Raw genomic sequence first — 16,611 nt, 5'->3', positions numbered from 1 at the left:
CGTAATTTTATCAATTCGCCTCTGGCATTTTGTATGCTTTAGGCTTCCAAGTATTATTCTTACTATCCACATCCGGAAGCTTGTTATCAGGATCTATAGTTACTGAAACGATCGGTGAAGTAGAATTATATCTAAACTTCCATTCTCCACCTCTTTGCCAAATTTCTACTGGTAACTCAACTCTACCTGTATTTCCATTTGACTCTTTTACTTCTACAACTGCTGGCATTGGCAACTGTTCTTTGGTAGAAATCGTGATAATACTTCCTTCTGAAGGTAATTGATTATTGTACATAACATCATCCACAGCCAAGTCAATTTTCCAGTCATTGAAGAACCAACCTTTCCAGAACCACCCCAAGTCTTCACCTGAGCCATCTTCCATAGTCTCAAAGAAGTCAAATGGAGTTGGATGCTTAAATGCCCATCTGTTTACATATTCCTTAAAAGCATAATCAAAACGCTCTTCGCCTAAAACCTGTTCTCTAAGGAGTGTCAGACCTAAAGCAGGCTTAAAGTATGCAGCAAGACCAAAATTTCTTGCTTGAATAACCTCAGGGGTATTCATAATAGCGTCTCTACCAAATAGATATGGTGCATATTGTCTGGCATTGATAGGTCTGTAAAACTCCCCATCATTAAACGCCTTACCAGAGAGGTCGTTGATAAACGTATTAAAACCTTCATCCATCCAGGCATACTTTCTTTCGTTATTTCCCACTATCATTGGGAACCAGTTGTGACCGAACTCATGATCGGTTACACCCCAAAGTGAAGCACCTTTATCCTCAGCACCACAGAAAACTATACCCGGGTATTCCATTCCAGATACTACGCCCGCTACATTAGTAGCCACTGGATAGGTATATTCATAAATATAATTTGAGTAGAACTCAATACTTGCCTTAGTGTATTCAGTAGAACGCCCCCAAGCTTCCTGACCAGCAGACTCTTTAGGGTAAACAGATTGTGCTAAAGCCGTTTTTCCACTTGGCAGGTTAATTCTGGCAGCATCCCAAATAAACGCAGAAGAAGAAGCCCAAGCAATGTCTCTGGTTTGCTTACAAGTAAACTTCCAGGTTTTCATTCCATTCGCTTCACCTTTTTCTACTTCATCAGCAGTTCTGATCATCACTGTTTCGTCGGACGAAGCAGCTTCTTTCAATCGGTCTCTTTGTGCTTTTGAAAGTACCTCCTCAGGGTTTGTTAGCTCACCAGAGCCGACCACTATTTGATTTGACGGAAGAGTAACGGTATAATTAAAATCACCGTAGTCCAAATAAAACTCACCATTGCCGATATAAGGCAAAACATTCCAACCTTCTACATCATCGTAGACTGCCATTCTTGGGTACCACTGGGCAAACTCATAAATAATACCATCTTCTGTATCATATTTACCCATTCTGTCTGATCCATATCTAGGGATCAGGAAGTCGAAATTCATTGAGATTTTTACAGATTCTCCTGTATTCAGCGGCTCACTAAATCTTACCTGCATGCGTGTATCTGCTACAATATGTGTAAGATAAACTGATGATTCAACTGACTTTCTACGATTCACAGGAACTGATTTCAAAGCCTTTACACCAGAAATAGAGTAACCACCATCAAAACCGGTATTACCATGTCTACCTCCCTCTAATGGAGTCGTTTTACCGCCTTTAGATTCGTCATTGAATTGATTTTGATCTAACTGAATCCAAACATAAGGCAACTGATCTGGGCTATTATTGGTGTATGTGATTTCTACATCACCAGAAAGTTTATTTGCATCTGGGTCAAGTGTAACATTGATATTATAGTCAGCAGAATTTTGCCAGTACTGAGGGCCTGGGGCTCCGGTAGCACTACGGTAAACTGTACCTTGACGGTAAGCAAAAAGCGGGTCAAACGCTTCTTTATGGTCGTATTTTGATTCTTGCTGTGCAAAAGCTCCGATATGAACCGCAACCGCAGCCAGGAGCATAAAGACTTTTTTCATTGATTTCGTTTATTGATTTTAGAACTAACGCTAATAGAAGTAAATAACTTTTATACGTTGCAAAAATACAGTTTTATTCCGCTTTAGGATGTGACTGAGAATGAATGGCTTTCAATTGCTCAATTGAGCTATGCGTATATATCTGTGTAGAAGATAAACTTGAATGACCTAAGAGCTCTTTTATGGCATTTAAATCAGCTCCTTTGTTTAATAAATGTGTAGCAAAAGTATGCCGCAGTACATGCGGACTTTTCTTCTTCCGTGTAGAAACCTTACTCAGATATTTTTTCACTAACCTTTGAATCATTACCGGATAAGCCTTTTGACCTTTATTGGTTAAGATAAAACTCTGAATTTCCGGCTCGGCCACTTCTTGCCTTTTAGATAGGTAGGAAGTTATTTGTTGCCTCAAACTTGCCCCGATCGGTATTACACGTTGTTTATTTCTCTTTCCTGTTACAGTGATTTTTGACCCAAACAGGTCAATATCATTAATCTCAAGCGTTAGCAATTCGGCCAATCGAATACCCGTGCCATAAAGCATCTCCAAGACCATTTGATCTCTCTTCCCTTCAAAGTCTGAAGCAAACTCTATTTCATCAAAAAGCTTTACCGTTTCTGTATTATCTATAAAAACAGGTGGACTTTGAGGCTTTTTCATCGGTTTTATCCTCAGCATGGGATTGATCTCAATTTTTTCTTTGCGTAGCAAAAAAGAATAAAACGACCGTAAAGTGGCAATTTTACGGTTGACGGTGGTATTAGAAAGTTTTGAAACGTTTAATGATACCAACCATGAACGAACAGATCTAAAATCTGCTTTCTCAATGCTTCCATCAAAATTGGCCTGATAATAATCTTGAAATTGAGAAAGGTCTTTCTCGTAGGCTTTGTAAGTGTGGATACTCAGCCTTTTTTCATTTTTGAGATAGGATAAAAAAGAATCGACCATTTCTAGGAAAGCAAAATCAGGTTCTACAAATGTAGTTTTCTGACTTTACAAACTCAAAAATGGTCGATAATATTCGGTTTGCTATTGATTAATCATCAATATGACCGTATGTCTTTTGCTTGTATTCAGCGTTCAATACCTCAAATCTTCTCTTCACAGATTTCTTTGTGAATTGTTGACGAGAACGAAGCTCACGCAAGACACCAGTACGCTCAAATTTCTTCTTGAAACGTTTTAGAGCTCTTTCTACCGATTCGTTTTCTTTAACTTTTACCTGGATCATGCTTTACACCTCCTTCTTTTATTTCGGGCTGCAAAGATAGATTATATTTTATTCGAAACCAATGCATTAAAGAAAGTATTCTGCTTTATCAAAATCCTTTAAATCGCTCATGATTTTTATAGGCCCATAGGCTTACCAGAAAGAATACTCCCATAAATATGTAATAGAAGCTGGTAATTTTTACGCCTTCACCAAATACACCCAGATCTAAGCACAGAAACAAAACGAGAAGTATTGAAGTAAATACCAGAATAAAACGAGCCGCCTTTTTAATGAGTTGATCCATTCGCCATTTTTATCATTCTCTAAAGGCAAAACTACATCGTTTTAATTAGATTTGTCAGTCAAACTGAAATTCTAAGACCCCTAAAATAACATGAGTAAGACTGAACAATTTAAGGAGATTGTAAATACCGGATATACGTTTAAAGGTGACAGTATTCTTCTGGGAGCCGCAAAACTAGATGATGAAGTAGTAGAAGGAACCGGCGTCAGAATTCCTCTGAAAACGTTAAACAGACATGGGCTTATAGCTGGTGCTACCGGTACCGGTAAAACCAAAAGTCTGCAGGTATTGGCCGAAGGACTGAGTGATAACTCTATCCCTGTTTTACTCATGGATATAAAAGGTGACTTAAGTGGTCTCGCTGCCTCAGGCGAAGCCAAAGACTTTATACTGGCAAGAACAGATGCAGCTGGCATCGAGTACAAACCAACAGGTTTCCCGCTTGAGCTACTGACTCTTAGTGATGAAAAAGGTGTACGCTTAAGAGCCACGGTCTCGGAATTCGGACCGATACTTCTCGGCAAAATTTTGGGGCTAAATGATACTCAGGAAGGGATAGTCTCAGCAATATTCAAATATTGTGATGATGAAGGCTTACCCCTTTTAGACTTAAAGGATTTCACCAAGGTACTTCAATTTTTGAGTGATGACGGTAGAAAAGATTTTGAAGAAGACTATGGCCGTATTTCCTCATCCTCTTTGGGAACCATCATGAGAAAGGTGATTGAGCTACAGCAGCAAGGGGCAGATCAGTTTTTTGGAGAAACCAGCTTTGATGTAGATGATCTCATGAAAATCGATAAAGATGGTAAAGGAGTCATCAATGTTTTACGTGTCACAGATCTCCTGGATAGGCCAAAACTCTTTTCTACGTTCATGCTTTCTCTACTTGCTGAACTTTATGCAGGCCTACCTGAGGCTGGAGATGAAGATAGACCTAAACTGGTCATTTTTGTAGATGAGGCTCACCTTGTATTCCAAGAGGCGTCAAAAGCATTGCTTCAGCAAATAGAAACAGTGATCAAGCTCATCAGATCAAAAGGTGTTGGTATTTACTTCTGTACGCAAAACCCTCAGGATGTTCCAGCTCCGGTACTAAGTCAGCTTGGTTTAAAAATTCAGCATGCTTTACGAGCCTTTACAGCTTCTGATAGAAGAAAAATAAAGGAAGCGGCGGACAATTACCCGCTGACCGACTTTTTTGACACCGAAACGGTGTTGACTTCCATGGGTATAGGAGAGGCTTTGGTGACAGCTTTGAATGAAAAAGGTATACCTACTCCACTGGCAGTGACCTATATGTGCCCTCCAAGAAGTAGAATGGATGTACTTTCTGAGAAGGAAATTGATGAAATAGTCGACAACTCAAAGCTTGTAGAGAAATACAATAAGGACGTGGATCGTGAAAGTGCCTACGAAATCCTTGGTGTTAAAATGGAAAAAGCCGCCGAAGAAGAAGAGGCCGAAAAAGCAACTCCAAAAAGACGTGGAAGACCAAGAAAAGAGAAGTCAACAATTGAGACGATTTTGGGTAGCTCAGCCGCAAGACAAGTTGGGCGTACAGCCGCTAATATCTTAACAAGAACACTACTGGGAGCATTAGGCGTAAGTACTCGCAAAAAGAAATGGTTCTAAAGCGTCACCACTTAAAACAGAGAATATGCTTATAGGGATAGGTGGTGTGAGCCGCTCCGGCAAGAGCACACTTGCTAACTTACTTGTTACTCATTACAGGAAAAATGGTAAGAAGGCCATCATTTTTCACCAGGATGACTTCGTTTTCCCCGAAACTCAAATCCCGAAGGTTAGAGGTAGAACAGATTGGGAGTCGCCGGAGTCTATTGACCATGACCTTCTTTATGAATTAGTAAGTGAGTTCAAAGATCGATTTGAGGTGGTTATTGTGGAAGGTCTTTTCGCTTTCTATGACGAGAAATTGAATGAGCTATTTGATAAAAGACTTTTCGTCAAAATCTCGAAAAGAAGCTTTTTCATAAGAAAGGTAGCAGATAGAAGATGGGGCTATGTACCTACCTGGTTTGTAGATCATATCTGGAAATCTTATTTAAAATACGGTAGCACTAAGCAAATCATAGGTGGCTACCAAACCATCAGCGGTGAAGAGGAGTTTGACATGAAAAAAGCCCTAAAGTATCTCGAAGCTTAAGACCCCATAATACTTTCAAAACATACAGCGAAGTTAAAGCCTCAAGCCTTACCTTTGCACTTTCAATATTCATAAGAGCATCTCAATGACAATTATCGACGGTAAACTTATCTCAAAACAAGTTAAAGAAGAACTCAAACTAGAAGTTGACAAGATTATAGAAGAAGGAGGTAAAATTCCTCATTTGGCAGCGGTTTTAGTTGGTGATAATGGAGCCAGCGAGACTTATGTAGCCAGTAAAATAAAATCATGTGAACAAATAGGCTTTAAGTCTACCTTAGTCAGAAGAGATGCCAATGCCACTGAAGAAGAGGTCTTGGATATCATTGATGAGCTTAACAAAGATGAAGACATTGATGGCTTTATTGTTCAACTTCCACTTCCTGATCATATCAATGTAGATAAAGTGATTGAGGCCATTGATCCTAAAAAGGATGTTGATGGTTTCCATCCGATCAATATTGGAAGAATGGCTAAAGGTTTACCAGCCTATGTTTCAGCCACGCCATACGGTGTTTTAGAATTAATGAAACGCTACGATATCGAAACTTCCGGCAAACATTGCGTAGTGGTTGGTAGAAGCCAGATCGTTGGTTTACCCATGAGTATTTTGATGCAGCGAAATGCCTACCCAGGTAATTGCACCGTTACTCTTACACATAGTAGAACTAAAAACTTAAAAGAAATCACCTTACAAGCTGATATTCTGGTAGCTGCCCTTGGTAAACCAGAGTTTATCACCTCAGATATGGTGAAAGAAGGTGCTGTGATCATAGATGTGGGTTTGACCAGAGTAGAAGACAGCAGCAAGAAAAGAGGTTTTGCACTGAAAGGTGATGTGAAATTTGAAGAGGTTTGCGAAAAGTCATCTTTCATTACCCCAGTTCCCGGTGGAGTAGGACTCATGACAGTAGCCTCATTGATGTATAATACGCTACTTGCCTCTAAAGGGGAGATTTATGGGTAAGCACAACCCTTAATTCATCCCCACTTCATCTTTCTGATACCCGTATGCTACTCTTAATGGGGCAGTATGATTATTATCTCCCATAGAGATATCGATATCATCCATGTTGAATTGTGATGGATGCTCGTAGCCGCATGCGTGCGTAATCTCCATGATTTCTTTTGTGAGGTTTTTCATGTAATTGGCAAAACGCACACTCTTAAGTTTTGGATCAAGGCCGGCAGTCAACCATTTATTGTTTGTAGCAATACCTGTAGGACAGCTATTATTATGGCAAACCTGAGCCTGAATACAGCCGATAGAGATCATGGCTTCACGGGCCACATTGATAACATCTGCCCCCATAGCAAAAGCCATAATGGCACTATCTGGCAAGCCTAACTTACCAGAACCTATAAATGTTACCTTTTGCGTAAGTCCTCTTTTCTGGAAAACCTGATATACCTGTGAGAAACCATACACCCATGGAAGTGCTACGTGATCGGCAAAGGAAGGTGGTGCAGCTCCTGTACCTCCTTCTCCACCATCAACAGTTATAAAATCAGGGCCAAAGCCGGTAAGTTTCATCAAATCTGCCAACTCTTCCCATAGTTCCATTTTACCAATGGCGGCTTTGATACCTACTGGAACTCCTGTAGCCTGAGCTATGGTTTCTACGAAATCTACCAACTCAGGAATAGTATTAAAAGCCGAATGAAACGATGGCGATATCACATCTTCGCCAACCTTCACACCTCTGATTTCTGCCAGCTCTTTCGTAATTTTTGAACCTGGTAAAACTCCACCTTTTCCTGGTTTAGCTCCTTGTGAAAGTTTAACCTCGATCATTTTGATGGAAGGATTATTCTTAACGGTTTGTACCATTTTATCCAGGTTAAAATTCCCATGCTCATCTCTAACACCGAAATAACCCGTACCGAAATGAAAGCATACATCGGCACCATTTTTATGGTATGGTGAAATTCCTCCCTCGCCGGTATTATGATAACAGCCGAACATCTCGGCTCCTTGGTTGAGTGCAGAGATAGCATTTGAAGAAAGTGACCCATAACTCATGGCAGAGATATTGATGATAGACCCTGGCCTGTAAGGCTTAGCTCTATGCGGACCAATAATTTTGGCAGATGGACAGGCCTTTCCCCAATCATGCGTAGGGTCAGCCTTCATGGGCATCATAGCTGGCTTGATGAAGATATAGCCGCTTTCGTGGATATCCTGATCGGTACCAAAACCTTGGTAATGGTTCTCCTTTTTGCTGGAAGCATACATCCATGAACGTTGCCTTCTGTTAAAGGGAAGTTCTTCTCGGTTATTAGAGACAATATACTGTCTGAGTTCAGGCCCGATACTCTCCAAAAAGTATCTCAAATGACCAACTACAGGAAAATTATGAATGATGGTGTGCTTCTTTTGAAATATATCTCTGATAAATATCAGGGCTACAATTCCAACTAAATAAGCCCACCAAGGTATTGAAGATAGGAAACTCACAGATGTGTTTTTTGTATGAAACAAATATACCCAAACCGTGGTTCACACAAGCTAATTGAATAAATAAGAGCTAAAACCTAAGATGGCACAACTACAGAAAGATGATCCCAGAACTCAGGATAAGACTTCACCACTACTTCCGGTTCTTCTATTTTCACTTCACGCATCATGGCCACTGGAGCAAAAGCCATAGCCATTCTATGATCTTCATAAGTTTTGATTACTGGAAGCTCTTCTGGGATATCAGTAAACCTGATCTCGTATTTGTGATCTTTCTCGACTTCTACAAGCTGTCCACCAAGTTTTTGAAGTTCTTCTTGCAGGGCAAAAACCCTATCCGTTTCCTTAATTTTCAAACTTTCAATTCCTGTGTAAGTGGCAGGAATTCTTTTCATGACATTGACCACAGCAATGGTTTGACATAAGTCCGGGCAGTTGGTAAAGTCCCAAGTCAAAGAATCTTTAGGAGCAATTTTAGTCAATAATACCCCATCTTCTGTAAAAGTACTTTTGACACCTAGCTGCTCCATAATTTCTACCACAGCACTGTCTCCCTGAAGAGAGTTTTCCTTTAAGCCGAGCAGTTCTATTTGAGCATCTTCATGCTCAGCTAGTGCCACCACACTGTACCAATAACTGGCACCCGACCAGTCAGACTCTATTTTATAGCTAATCGGAGTGTATTTTTGTGGAGCTACTTCCAATACATTTTTCTCCCAGTCGGCATTTACATCCACTCCAAACGACTTCATCAAGTTGATAGTCATTGTGATATAAGGAATAGAGCCCACTTCTCCGGTCAATGAAATCTTTAAACCATCCGGTAAAGTTGGGGCTATCATCAAAAGAGCAGAAATATATTGGCTGCTCACATCTCCTCTGATGCTCACTTGGTTAGCCTTTTGTTTAGTAAAGCCTTTGATTTGATGCGGAGGGTAACCATCATTTTTTTGATAATCAATCTCCACTCCAATTGTTCTAAGAGCATCTACCAAAATACCGATAGGTCTCTCCTGCATACGAGGCGTCCCAGTCATCAATTTAGAAGCACCTTTAGCTGAAAAATAAGCGGTAAGGAAACGCATAGTGGTACCTGCATCAAGCACATCCGCTACATCACTATCTTCTTTCAAAAGTCTGATCATGGTCTGCGTGTCTCTGGCAGAAGCAAGGTTTTGCAGATCGGCATCAAAACCACAAAGTGCATTGATTATCAGAGCTCTATTGCTCTCTGATTTTGAAGACGCCAGTGGTATTTGCTTTTGAAAAGTTTCAGTGTTCTTTTTTAGCAGAATGCTATCCATTTCCTATTCCCTGTTATAATGAAGGGGCAAAGATAAAAGCATTCGTAAGATCATCAATACTGGAAAACCAATAGTCGGTTCTTTTCATTGATATTAATCCTGTTATAAAACTTTTGACGGTTTATTATCAGAATTCTGGCAGCTTCAATACCGCCTAGATAAAGAAAACTACTACCATTTTGCCAAGGCGGCCTTTTGAAATAAATCCAGTCAAGGGCAAAAGGCATTAAGGCAAACGGACTAAAACGATAGTGCAGCCCGGGTTTTAGATTTCTTTTGAGAACAATATCAACTTCATGAAGGTAGAACATCCTAACTTCTGTTCTGTTCATGGTTTCATCAAAATAAGCAAGGGAAAAGGTGCTATCAGTTACAGCAGTAATCTGACCATAAAATCGAGCACCGAAATCATTAATGAAGTTAAAAGGCTCGCCTTTGAATACTTTCCTTCTTTTGCGTCCATTAATTTTATCAATCACCAAATACTTCTCATGATTTACTAAAGCTCTGTATTCATCTGGCCTGTTTTCTTTTAAAAGCTCCTCTACTGTTTTGGGTTCTCGCATGTGCGGATCTTGGGCGTAACAGCACACGCTAAATACGGAGAGGAAAACGAATACAACTTTATTCATTTGACACTGTTGATTCTGACATAGATACACCGCCGGAAACAATCAGCTTCATTGCTTCGGCAGCAGAAATATTCACGGGCTTCACACTTTCTTTTGGCAGAATAAACATATCTCCAGAGAAAGCATAGCTGTGAGGACAATAAACGGCCACAGAGTCATCCTCCCCTATTTCATCAAAGCTTTCCTGCGTTAGAAAACCTAATTTCCTAATATTGTTTTCTTTATTGAGTGTAACCAAAACTGGCGTCTTAAACTTCTTTTTATCTCCAATAAAAGCAGATATCAAATCTTTAAATGCGGAGTAAAAGATTTTAACCAAAGGCAGGTTTTTGATCTTATTCTCAATCCAGATCTGAATGGTATTCGGCAGTAACTGACTAAAAACAAACCCGATAAGACTGGTAATACCAATGACCAACAAAAAACCTAAGCCTGGAATAACGATTTCCTGATTACGTGTGCCAGAGGCAAAACTTACTCTGAAAATGCTGTCTACAAAATCAAAAGCACTATACAGAATTAATATCGTGAAACCCACAGGAGCCACGAACAAGAGGCCACGAACAAAATAATTGACAAACGCCTTTAAAAGTCTCTCCATATACCTACAAGTTACCTACTTTCTTATCTTTTGGATACTTCACCTCGTATTTCAGTATCAAGTTTTTCGCACTTTTCTCACTCACATTGATATCCCAGGTAATCTTACCCGTTTCTTTATCTAATTTCCCGCTACTCAATTCTTCTACCTCTACTTCAATGGCAGAATCCTGAGAAACCGGCAACTGATCTTCTACACGCAAAGAGATTGATTCAGATTTGTTATTTTTTAAGATGAATTCGTATCCAAAGCTCTCTCGGATATTGGAGCCAAAAGTCCTTCTTTGCTTGAAGTCCTTTATTTCTTTCTTGCTCACCTCCACTCGTTCATCTCTTCCAAGACTTACCTTCAGAACTTCTTCTACTCCGGTTTTCCCGATATACGTTTTGCCAACGTATGCCCCTTCAAAATAAACATTACCACTCGCTGGAAGAAAACCATAGGTTTCCCAATCTTTCACTTCAGCAACCAAAAATCCATTAGAGTCAAATTTAGGAACAGCATAGGTCAAATATTCTGCTTCTATACTTTCCTTCTTAATTTCTACCATTTCTTCAGAACCCGACTTAATGGTATACGGCTTAGAAATCACAAACTGTTGATTTAGGGTTCCCGTTTCCAATGATACATAATCCGCACTGGATTCCATATCCATTTCAGCTACCGGAGCAGCTTCAAGCTCATTTTTGGCATAACTTTGCCTCATGGGTACAGGAGGGCGGTTTTCGTAAAAATAAAGGTATTTGGGAGAAAGCTCAGGTTTAACGGTTCTGCGGTTCACCTGTGCCGTTGAAAGTCTCACTTTTACATTATCCCAATCTACGCCGGTGTTTTGTCTCACCTCTGCTTTATACAAGACCACCATTGGGCTGTTGGTATTCTCTACTCTGATATCATAAAAAGGAGACCAGCCTGTATTATAGGCCATATAACTTAAATCAAGATTTGCCTTCCCTGATTTATTTGCTTCTATAGTTAATAATGCCTTTCCTAAAGGTAGATTTCTGCTTGGATCATTTTTCATTTGCTCCTCTAGGTTCTTTTTTTCATCCTTTAGCACATCTAGTTCCTTTTTGAGCAATAACTTTTCTTCTCCAAGAAGAATTAATTTCTTTTTGAAGAATACTGAGGCATTTTCTAATTCTGTTAAGCTCAATTTCTCATCTTCAGCCTTAATTTCGGTATTATCAAGAAGCATCTTTTGCTGCTCCTTATTCACCTCCAGCTTCATTTCCAGTATTTCAATATCGTCTTCTAGTTGATCCAATTCCTTTTGTAAACTGAGCTGACGCTTACTCATAAAATCTTTCTCAAATTTCACCGACAGAAGGACAAAGTCGCCTCTCCCTCCTATTGAGATAGAATTGGGATCTATAGTAGACGGGAGCTCAGTTATTTCAATGATTGACTTTCCTGCAGTGTATTCAAAAACCGCTGTAGATTTAATAAAAGCCTGATTAGTATAGACCGTTACCTCTTCCATTTTTGCTTTAACGGGTTCAGATGCCTTTAAGGGCTGAATGCAAAGGCATAGACTGAAAAAGAGGATTATAAGAGCTTGTTTCATTTCTTTCATTTTGTGATGTTGTTGTTCTTCATTTGTGTGATTTCAAATAAAAATACAGCAAATGACATTCTTCTCAATACCTAAAAAACGCATTTAAGGAATTTTAGGTCTTAGACTATTCATTTTTTTCTGTAGAACTACGCTGTGCTCAGCTTTTTGGTAATTTCGCGTTCTAAATCGTATCAATATGTCTTTTGAAGCAGAAAAAATAAGAGTATTTACCGAGGGAGTTTTCCAAGCTATAGGCTGCTCCGAAACAGACGCCAAACAAGCGGCAGATGTGCTGATTTCAGCAGACCTAAGCGGGGTTGATTCACATGGAGTTGCCAGACTCGCCGGGTATGTCAGACTATATGATCACGGGAGACTTAACCCAAAACCAGAGGTAAAAGTAATTCACGAAACACCTTCTACCGGTACGATTGACGGCGACCGAGGTCTGGGACTTGTGGTAGCTCCAAAAGCCATGGAAATCTGTATGGAAAAAGCCGTGAATGTAGGTAGTGGATGGATTTCTGTACAGAACTCAAATCATTTCGGTATAGCGGGTTACCACTCATCTCTTGCTTTGCAAAAAGATATGATTGGCTGGGCTATGACCAATGCTGCCCCTTTGGTGGTTCCTACTTTTTCAAAGGAAAAACTATTAGGAACTAACCCAATTTCGGTAGCAATACCAGCAAATAAGCAACCTGCTTTTCTGGCCGATTTTGCATCGACAGCAGTGGCATATGGTAAAATGGAAATTCTTCAAAGGCAAGAAAAGCCTGCACCGCTTGGCTGGGTTCAGGACGAAAATGGACAGCCAACCACTAATAATAACGCCGTTAAAGAAGGCGGTGGTTTATTACCTTTAGGTGGTACCAGAGAAAGTGGAAGCCATAAAGGCTATGGACTTGGATCAATCGTAGATATTTTCTCCGGAGTACTTTCTGGAGCTAATTTTGGTCCGTGGGTTCCTCCGTTTGCCACGGCAGGCTTTCATGGAGTGGCTGCCGAGCAGGTTGGTAAAGGCACTGGTCATTTTCTGGGAGCGATGCGTATCGATGGCTTCAGGCCTGCAAGCGAATTTAAAGAATATATGGATAAATGGATCAACCGTTTCAGATCTGCACCTGCTGTAGATGGAGAAGTAGTTCAGATTCCTGGTGACCAGGAAAGAAACTTCAAAGCGGAACGACTAAAGTCTGGTTTACCTTTGAATGACAAAGTGGTAGAGAGTTTGGAGGAGTTGAGTAAGCGGTTTGGGATTGAGTTTTGAAAAAATGCAATTTCTTATCTTCAAAATAAAAGATTTGGAAATCTTATCATGAATTCAAAATGAATTGTAAACTATGTGGTGAACAGAAAACATTGGTTAAAAAGTCACACATAATATCAGAGTTTCTGTTTGAGTCATTATACGATGCCGATCGAAAATTAAGAGAATTCGAACCGTTTTCCATATCCAAAGGTAAAGGAAGAATAAAAAGGCCATCGAGCGGTAAATATGAGGGTAATATTCTCTGTGAAATTTGCGAAAATAGAATTAGCAGTTTTGAAACTTATGCGAGTAAAGTATTTGACTTTTCTACTGGTAAAAGTAAAGACAAATCAGTCTTTCAAATAGATACCAAGGAATGGATTGCAATAAAGGGTCTTAACTATGATAGGTTTAAGTGTTTTCTTTTGTCCTTATTTTGGAGAGCAAGTATATCCTCTTTAAACGAATTTGCTGGAACTAATTTGGGACCGCATGAAGAAGAAATCAGAAGACTAATTTTAGGAGGTTTTGCTGGAAAGACTATGGATTACCCTACATATATCTACCTCCATAATGGCTTTAATGGCAACAATCTTCAATTCATTTCACCTCCTTCCGTCCATAAAACCCAAACAGGTCATTTGGTTTACAATTTACCAATATTGTCATCAATTATATCGTTATATGTTAACTCTCGAAATCATCCTTATCCGTATGGAATGAAGGAAACTGTGCTTAATTCACAGGGCGAAATAAAAATTGTTAAACTCACAAAAGAACTATCCACACAAATTCTAAATAAACATTTAAAGCTAAACCTGTAATTTATGTTCCATCTCAAAATGCTCCATTCCTACCTCCTCAAAAGGTGGCTTTGAGGTTTTAGTGTAACCTAACTTCTCATAAAAGCCAACGGCATAGTGGCGAGCGTGCAGTTTGATCTCTTTTACATTATTTTCTCTGGCATATTCCTCCAGAGCACTGACCAACTTCGTTCCTAATTGTTTCCCCTGAGCTTCCTCACTCACCGCCATTTGACGTAGTTTACCTATTGAGTTTTCAATTTTGAGAAGCACAACTCCTATCAGTTTGTCGTCTTCAATAGCCACAATATGTATTTGGTTTGGCTCGTCACTGAGATCATCATCACTAATACTTAAACCTATTGGTCTACGCAAAACCCTATCCCTAAGCTCCAATTCTTTTGGATACCATTCACTAGTGGTTTTGATACGAATTATTTCCATTTCAATTATTTCGTGAAACGAATAAAGGAAATCCAACCGATCATTTCAAAATCTGAAGAACTCTTTCGTGATTTGTGCCGTTCGGAAAAATAGTAGAAAGACAAAAGACCGTCTTACGTCTTGCGTCTTAAATCTTATGTCTTACCAAGTATGAAAGTAAACGTAGGTCTGGTACAAATGAGCTGTGTCGAGGATGTAGAACAGAACATTCTTAAAGCTATAGCCAAAGTAAAGGAAGCAGCTGCCAAAGGGGCGAATATCGTTTGCCTACAGGAGCTGTTTACATCGCTGTATTTTTGTGATGTAGAAGATCCAGAAAACTTCAATTACGCTGAGCCAATTCCAGGCCCTACCACTGATCGCTTTCGAGATTTGGCAAAAGAATTGGGAGTGGTCATCATTGCTTCTCTTTTTGAGAAAAGAGCTAAGGGACTGTATCATAACACTACAGCGGTGATTGACGCAGATGGTTCATACTTAGGCAAGTACCGCAAAATGCATATTCCAGATGACCCTGGTTATTATGAGAAATATTATTTCACCCCTGGTGATCTTGGATATAAAGTTTGGGATACAAAATTCGGGAAATTAGGTGTGCTTATATGTTGGGATCAATGGTACCCTGAAGCCGCTCGTATCACTTCACTCATGGGAGCTGAAATCTTATTTTATCCAACTGCTATTGGATGGGATACCAACGAGACCAGTGAGCTTATCAATAAGGAGCAATATGAGGCATGGCAGACCATTCAGCGAAGTCATGCAGTTGCCAATGGGGTCCATGTGGTTTCGGTTAATCGAGTGGGTAGAGAAGCGGATCAGCAGTTCTGGGGTGGCTCTTTTGTGGCAAATCCGCATGGTAGGCTTCTTTATTTAGCAAGTCATGATCAAGAGGAAGTGCATGTTCAGGAGATAGATTCTGAGGTAACCGAATATTACAGAACTACCTGGCCTTATTTCAGAGACAGGAGAATTGACAGTTACCAGCCAATTACCAAAAGATATATAGACGAGGATTAGTCTAGCGAAGTATTTTCTCGACTTCTACAATCTCAAAAACAGGATGGCTCTCAAGGATATCCCTGAATATTTTGGCGTGACCTGCCCCGTAAATAATTAATATTTTATGATCTGTACTACGCAAATGTGAGATAAGGTTCTGAATAATCTTGAAGTTACGATAATACTCTCTGGTCGTTATTTCTGCTCCTATATTCTCAGCATTATTATCCATCCAGGTTAGGGTATTCACATACTGAAGTTCACGTAAAGAAGCTTCTTTGTTCATCTGGATCAAATGCTCTTTGAGACTGAACCTTTTCCAAGACTCATGCTTCTGACTAACAGACTTGAATGATTCGGCAGCGATGCCTACTGAGTTCAGGTGCATACCCACAGAGGGTTTATTTCGCCCTACCTCCTTTGAGAAATCTGCCCAGTATTGCTCTATGGTATTCCCTCTTGCTTCTTCCCCTTCTGAATGGTTATAGTTGATACAGTAAACTCCTCTATTTAAATCAAGTTCAGCAGCTGTTTTTATACCCAGTTGGTAGATTTCGTTCTTTACGATCTGAGGACTTGAAGGATATTTTTTATTTCTGTAGTCCTTATATACTTCATCCCAAACTCTTTGAGCGGCAGGCGTATTCTCCACAAAAATCTTGTCGGGTTGGAATGCTGCAAGCTTCTTCACCATGGCTCTCACTTCCCTTTGTCTTTTTCTACTCAGTATATCATCTACTCCGGCATCCAAATAGTCGGTACTCTCGCCTATATGGAAAGTCCCTAGAATTGCGACTTCTATATGATTGATCTTGCTTTGCTGGGCCTGACACAGCAAAGTAGACAAAATGTAAATGACGAGTACTCTAAACATTTTCCTAATAA

The 16,611-nt window shown here is 39.8% G+C and carries 17 protein-coding genes; 6 read left to right on the top strand and 11 right to left on the bottom strand.

Features of this window, described 5'->3' with window-relative positions:
- Window positions 1–10: 10 nt before the first annotated feature.
- The 4 genes from ACUXV0_RS17530 to ACUXV0_RS17515 form a co-directional block, all read right to left on the bottom strand.
- On the bottom strand, window positions 11–1,984 hold the full coding sequence (locus tag ACUXV0_RS17530; RefSeq protein WP_446190879.1) for a M1 family metallopeptidase: 1,974 nt from the start codon (window positions 1,982–1,984) through the stop codon (window positions 11–13).
- Window positions 1,985–2,057: 73 nt separating this feature from the next.
- Window positions 2,058–2,936, bottom strand: coding sequence for a tyrosine-type recombinase/integrase (locus tag ACUXV0_RS17525; RefSeq protein ID WP_446190878.1), 879 nt, complete (start codon window positions 2,934–2,936; stop codon window positions 2,058–2,060).
- Between the two features lie 88 nt (window positions 2,937–3,024).
- Window positions 3,025–3,219 carry a 30S ribosomal protein S21 gene (gene rpsU, locus ACUXV0_RS17520; protein WP_055150787.1) on the bottom strand — a complete coding sequence of 65 codons (195 nt, stop codon included), beginning with the start codon at window positions 3,217–3,219 and terminating at the stop codon, window positions 3,025–3,027.
- Window positions 3,220–3,307: 88 nt separating this feature from the next.
- On the bottom strand, window positions 3,308–3,505 hold the full coding sequence (locus ACUXV0_RS17515) for a hypothetical protein (protein ID WP_446190877.1): 198 nt from the start codon (window positions 3,503–3,505) through the stop codon (window positions 3,308–3,310).
- 90 nt (window positions 3,506–3,595) lie between these two features.
- On the opposite strand from ACUXV0_RS17515, the gene ACUXV0_RS17510 reads away from it, so the two are divergent.
- From ACUXV0_RS17510 to ACUXV0_RS17500, 3 genes are all read left to right on the top strand, one after another.
- Complete coding sequence (locus ACUXV0_RS17510) at window positions 3,596–5,140, top strand: helicase HerA-like domain-containing protein (protein WP_446190876.1); 1,545 nt, start codon at window positions 3,596–3,598, stop codon at window positions 5,138–5,140.
- A gap of 25 nt (window positions 5,141–5,165) precedes the next feature.
- Entirely contained in the window at window positions 5,166–5,672 is a 507-nt protein-coding gene (locus tag ACUXV0_RS17505; RefSeq protein WP_446190875.1) for a uridine kinase family protein, read from the top strand.
- Between the two features lie 85 nt (window positions 5,673–5,757).
- On the top strand, window positions 5,758–6,639 hold the full coding sequence (locus tag ACUXV0_RS17500; RefSeq protein ID WP_446190874.1) for a bifunctional 5,10-methylenetetrahydrofolate dehydrogenase/5,10-methenyltetrahydrofolate cyclohydrolase: 882 nt from the start codon (window positions 5,758–5,760) through the stop codon (window positions 6,637–6,639).
- A gap of 9 nt (window positions 6,640–6,648) precedes the next feature.
- On the opposite strand, the gene ACUXV0_RS17495 is transcribed toward ACUXV0_RS17500, so the two are convergent.
- The 5 genes from ACUXV0_RS17495 to ACUXV0_RS17475 form a co-directional block, all read right to left on the bottom strand.
- Window positions 6,649–8,130, bottom strand: coding sequence for an FMN-binding glutamate synthase family protein (locus ACUXV0_RS17495; RefSeq protein ID WP_446190873.1), 1,482 nt, complete (start codon window positions 8,128–8,130; stop codon window positions 6,649–6,651).
- A 77-nt stretch (window positions 8,131–8,207) separates the two neighbouring features.
- Entirely contained in the window at window positions 8,208–9,434 is a 1,227-nt protein-coding gene (locus ACUXV0_RS17490) for a 3-phosphoshikimate 1-carboxyvinyltransferase (RefSeq protein ID WP_446190872.1), read from the bottom strand.
- A gap of 53 nt (window positions 9,435–9,487) precedes the next feature.
- Window positions 9,488–10,066: a hypothetical protein gene (locus ACUXV0_RS17485; RefSeq protein WP_446190871.1), complete on the bottom strand. Its 579-nt coding sequence runs from the start codon at window positions 10,064–10,066 to the stop codon at window positions 9,488–9,490.
- Window positions 10,059–10,667, bottom strand: coding sequence for a DUF502 domain-containing protein (locus ACUXV0_RS17480; RefSeq protein WP_446190870.1), 609 nt, complete (start codon window positions 10,665–10,667; stop codon window positions 10,059–10,061). The genes ACUXV0_RS17485 and ACUXV0_RS17480 overlap by 8 nt, the downstream gene beginning before the upstream one ends.
- Window positions 10,668–10,671: 4 nt before the next feature.
- Window positions 10,672–12,234: a DUF4139 domain-containing protein gene (locus ACUXV0_RS17475; RefSeq protein WP_446190869.1), complete on the bottom strand. Its 1,563-nt coding sequence runs from the start codon at window positions 12,232–12,234 to the stop codon at window positions 10,672–10,674.
- Between the two features lie 187 nt (window positions 12,235–12,421).
- Here ACUXV0_RS17475 and ACUXV0_RS17470 point away from each other — a divergent pair, with 187 nt between their 5' ends.
- The gene (locus ACUXV0_RS17470) at window positions 12,422–13,495 is read left to right on the top strand and encodes an Ldh family oxidoreductase (protein ID WP_446190868.1); all 1,074 of its coding nucleotides are present in this window, start codon (window positions 12,422–12,424) and stop codon (window positions 13,493–13,495) included.
- A 59-nt stretch (window positions 13,496–13,554) separates the two neighbouring features.
- A complete protein-coding gene (locus ACUXV0_RS17465; protein WP_446190867.1) occupies window positions 13,555–14,301 on the top strand; it encodes a hypothetical protein in 747 nt (248 codons plus the stop codon).
- Here ACUXV0_RS17465 and ACUXV0_RS17460 read toward each other — a convergent pair.
- The gene (locus tag ACUXV0_RS17460) at window positions 14,290–14,724 is read right to left on the bottom strand and encodes a GNAT family N-acetyltransferase (protein ID WP_446190866.1); all 435 of its coding nucleotides are present in this window, start codon (window positions 14,722–14,724) and stop codon (window positions 14,290–14,292) included. The two genes, ACUXV0_RS17465 and ACUXV0_RS17460, sit on opposite strands and share 12 nt — an antisense overlap.
- Before the next feature lie 150 nt (window positions 14,725–14,874).
- Here ACUXV0_RS17460 and ACUXV0_RS17455 point away from each other — a divergent pair, with 150 nt between their 5' ends.
- On the top strand, window positions 14,875–15,744 hold the full coding sequence (locus ACUXV0_RS17455) for a carbon-nitrogen hydrolase (RefSeq protein ID WP_446190865.1): 870 nt from the start codon (window positions 14,875–14,877) through the stop codon (window positions 15,742–15,744).
- Window position 15,745: 1 nt separating this feature from the next.
- Here ACUXV0_RS17455 and ACUXV0_RS17450 read toward each other — a convergent pair whose 3' ends face one another.
- A complete protein-coding gene (locus tag ACUXV0_RS17450; RefSeq protein WP_446190864.1) occupies window positions 15,746–16,600 on the bottom strand; it encodes a DUF5694 domain-containing protein in 855 nt (284 codons plus the stop codon).
- Between the last annotated feature and the right edge of the window lie 11 nt (window positions 16,601–16,611).

This window comes from Jiulongibacter sp. NS-SX5 (genome assembly GCF_052828545.1).
Note: the sequence above shows the minus strand (reverse complement) of the source record. Positions and strands in the feature narration are given on the sequence as shown.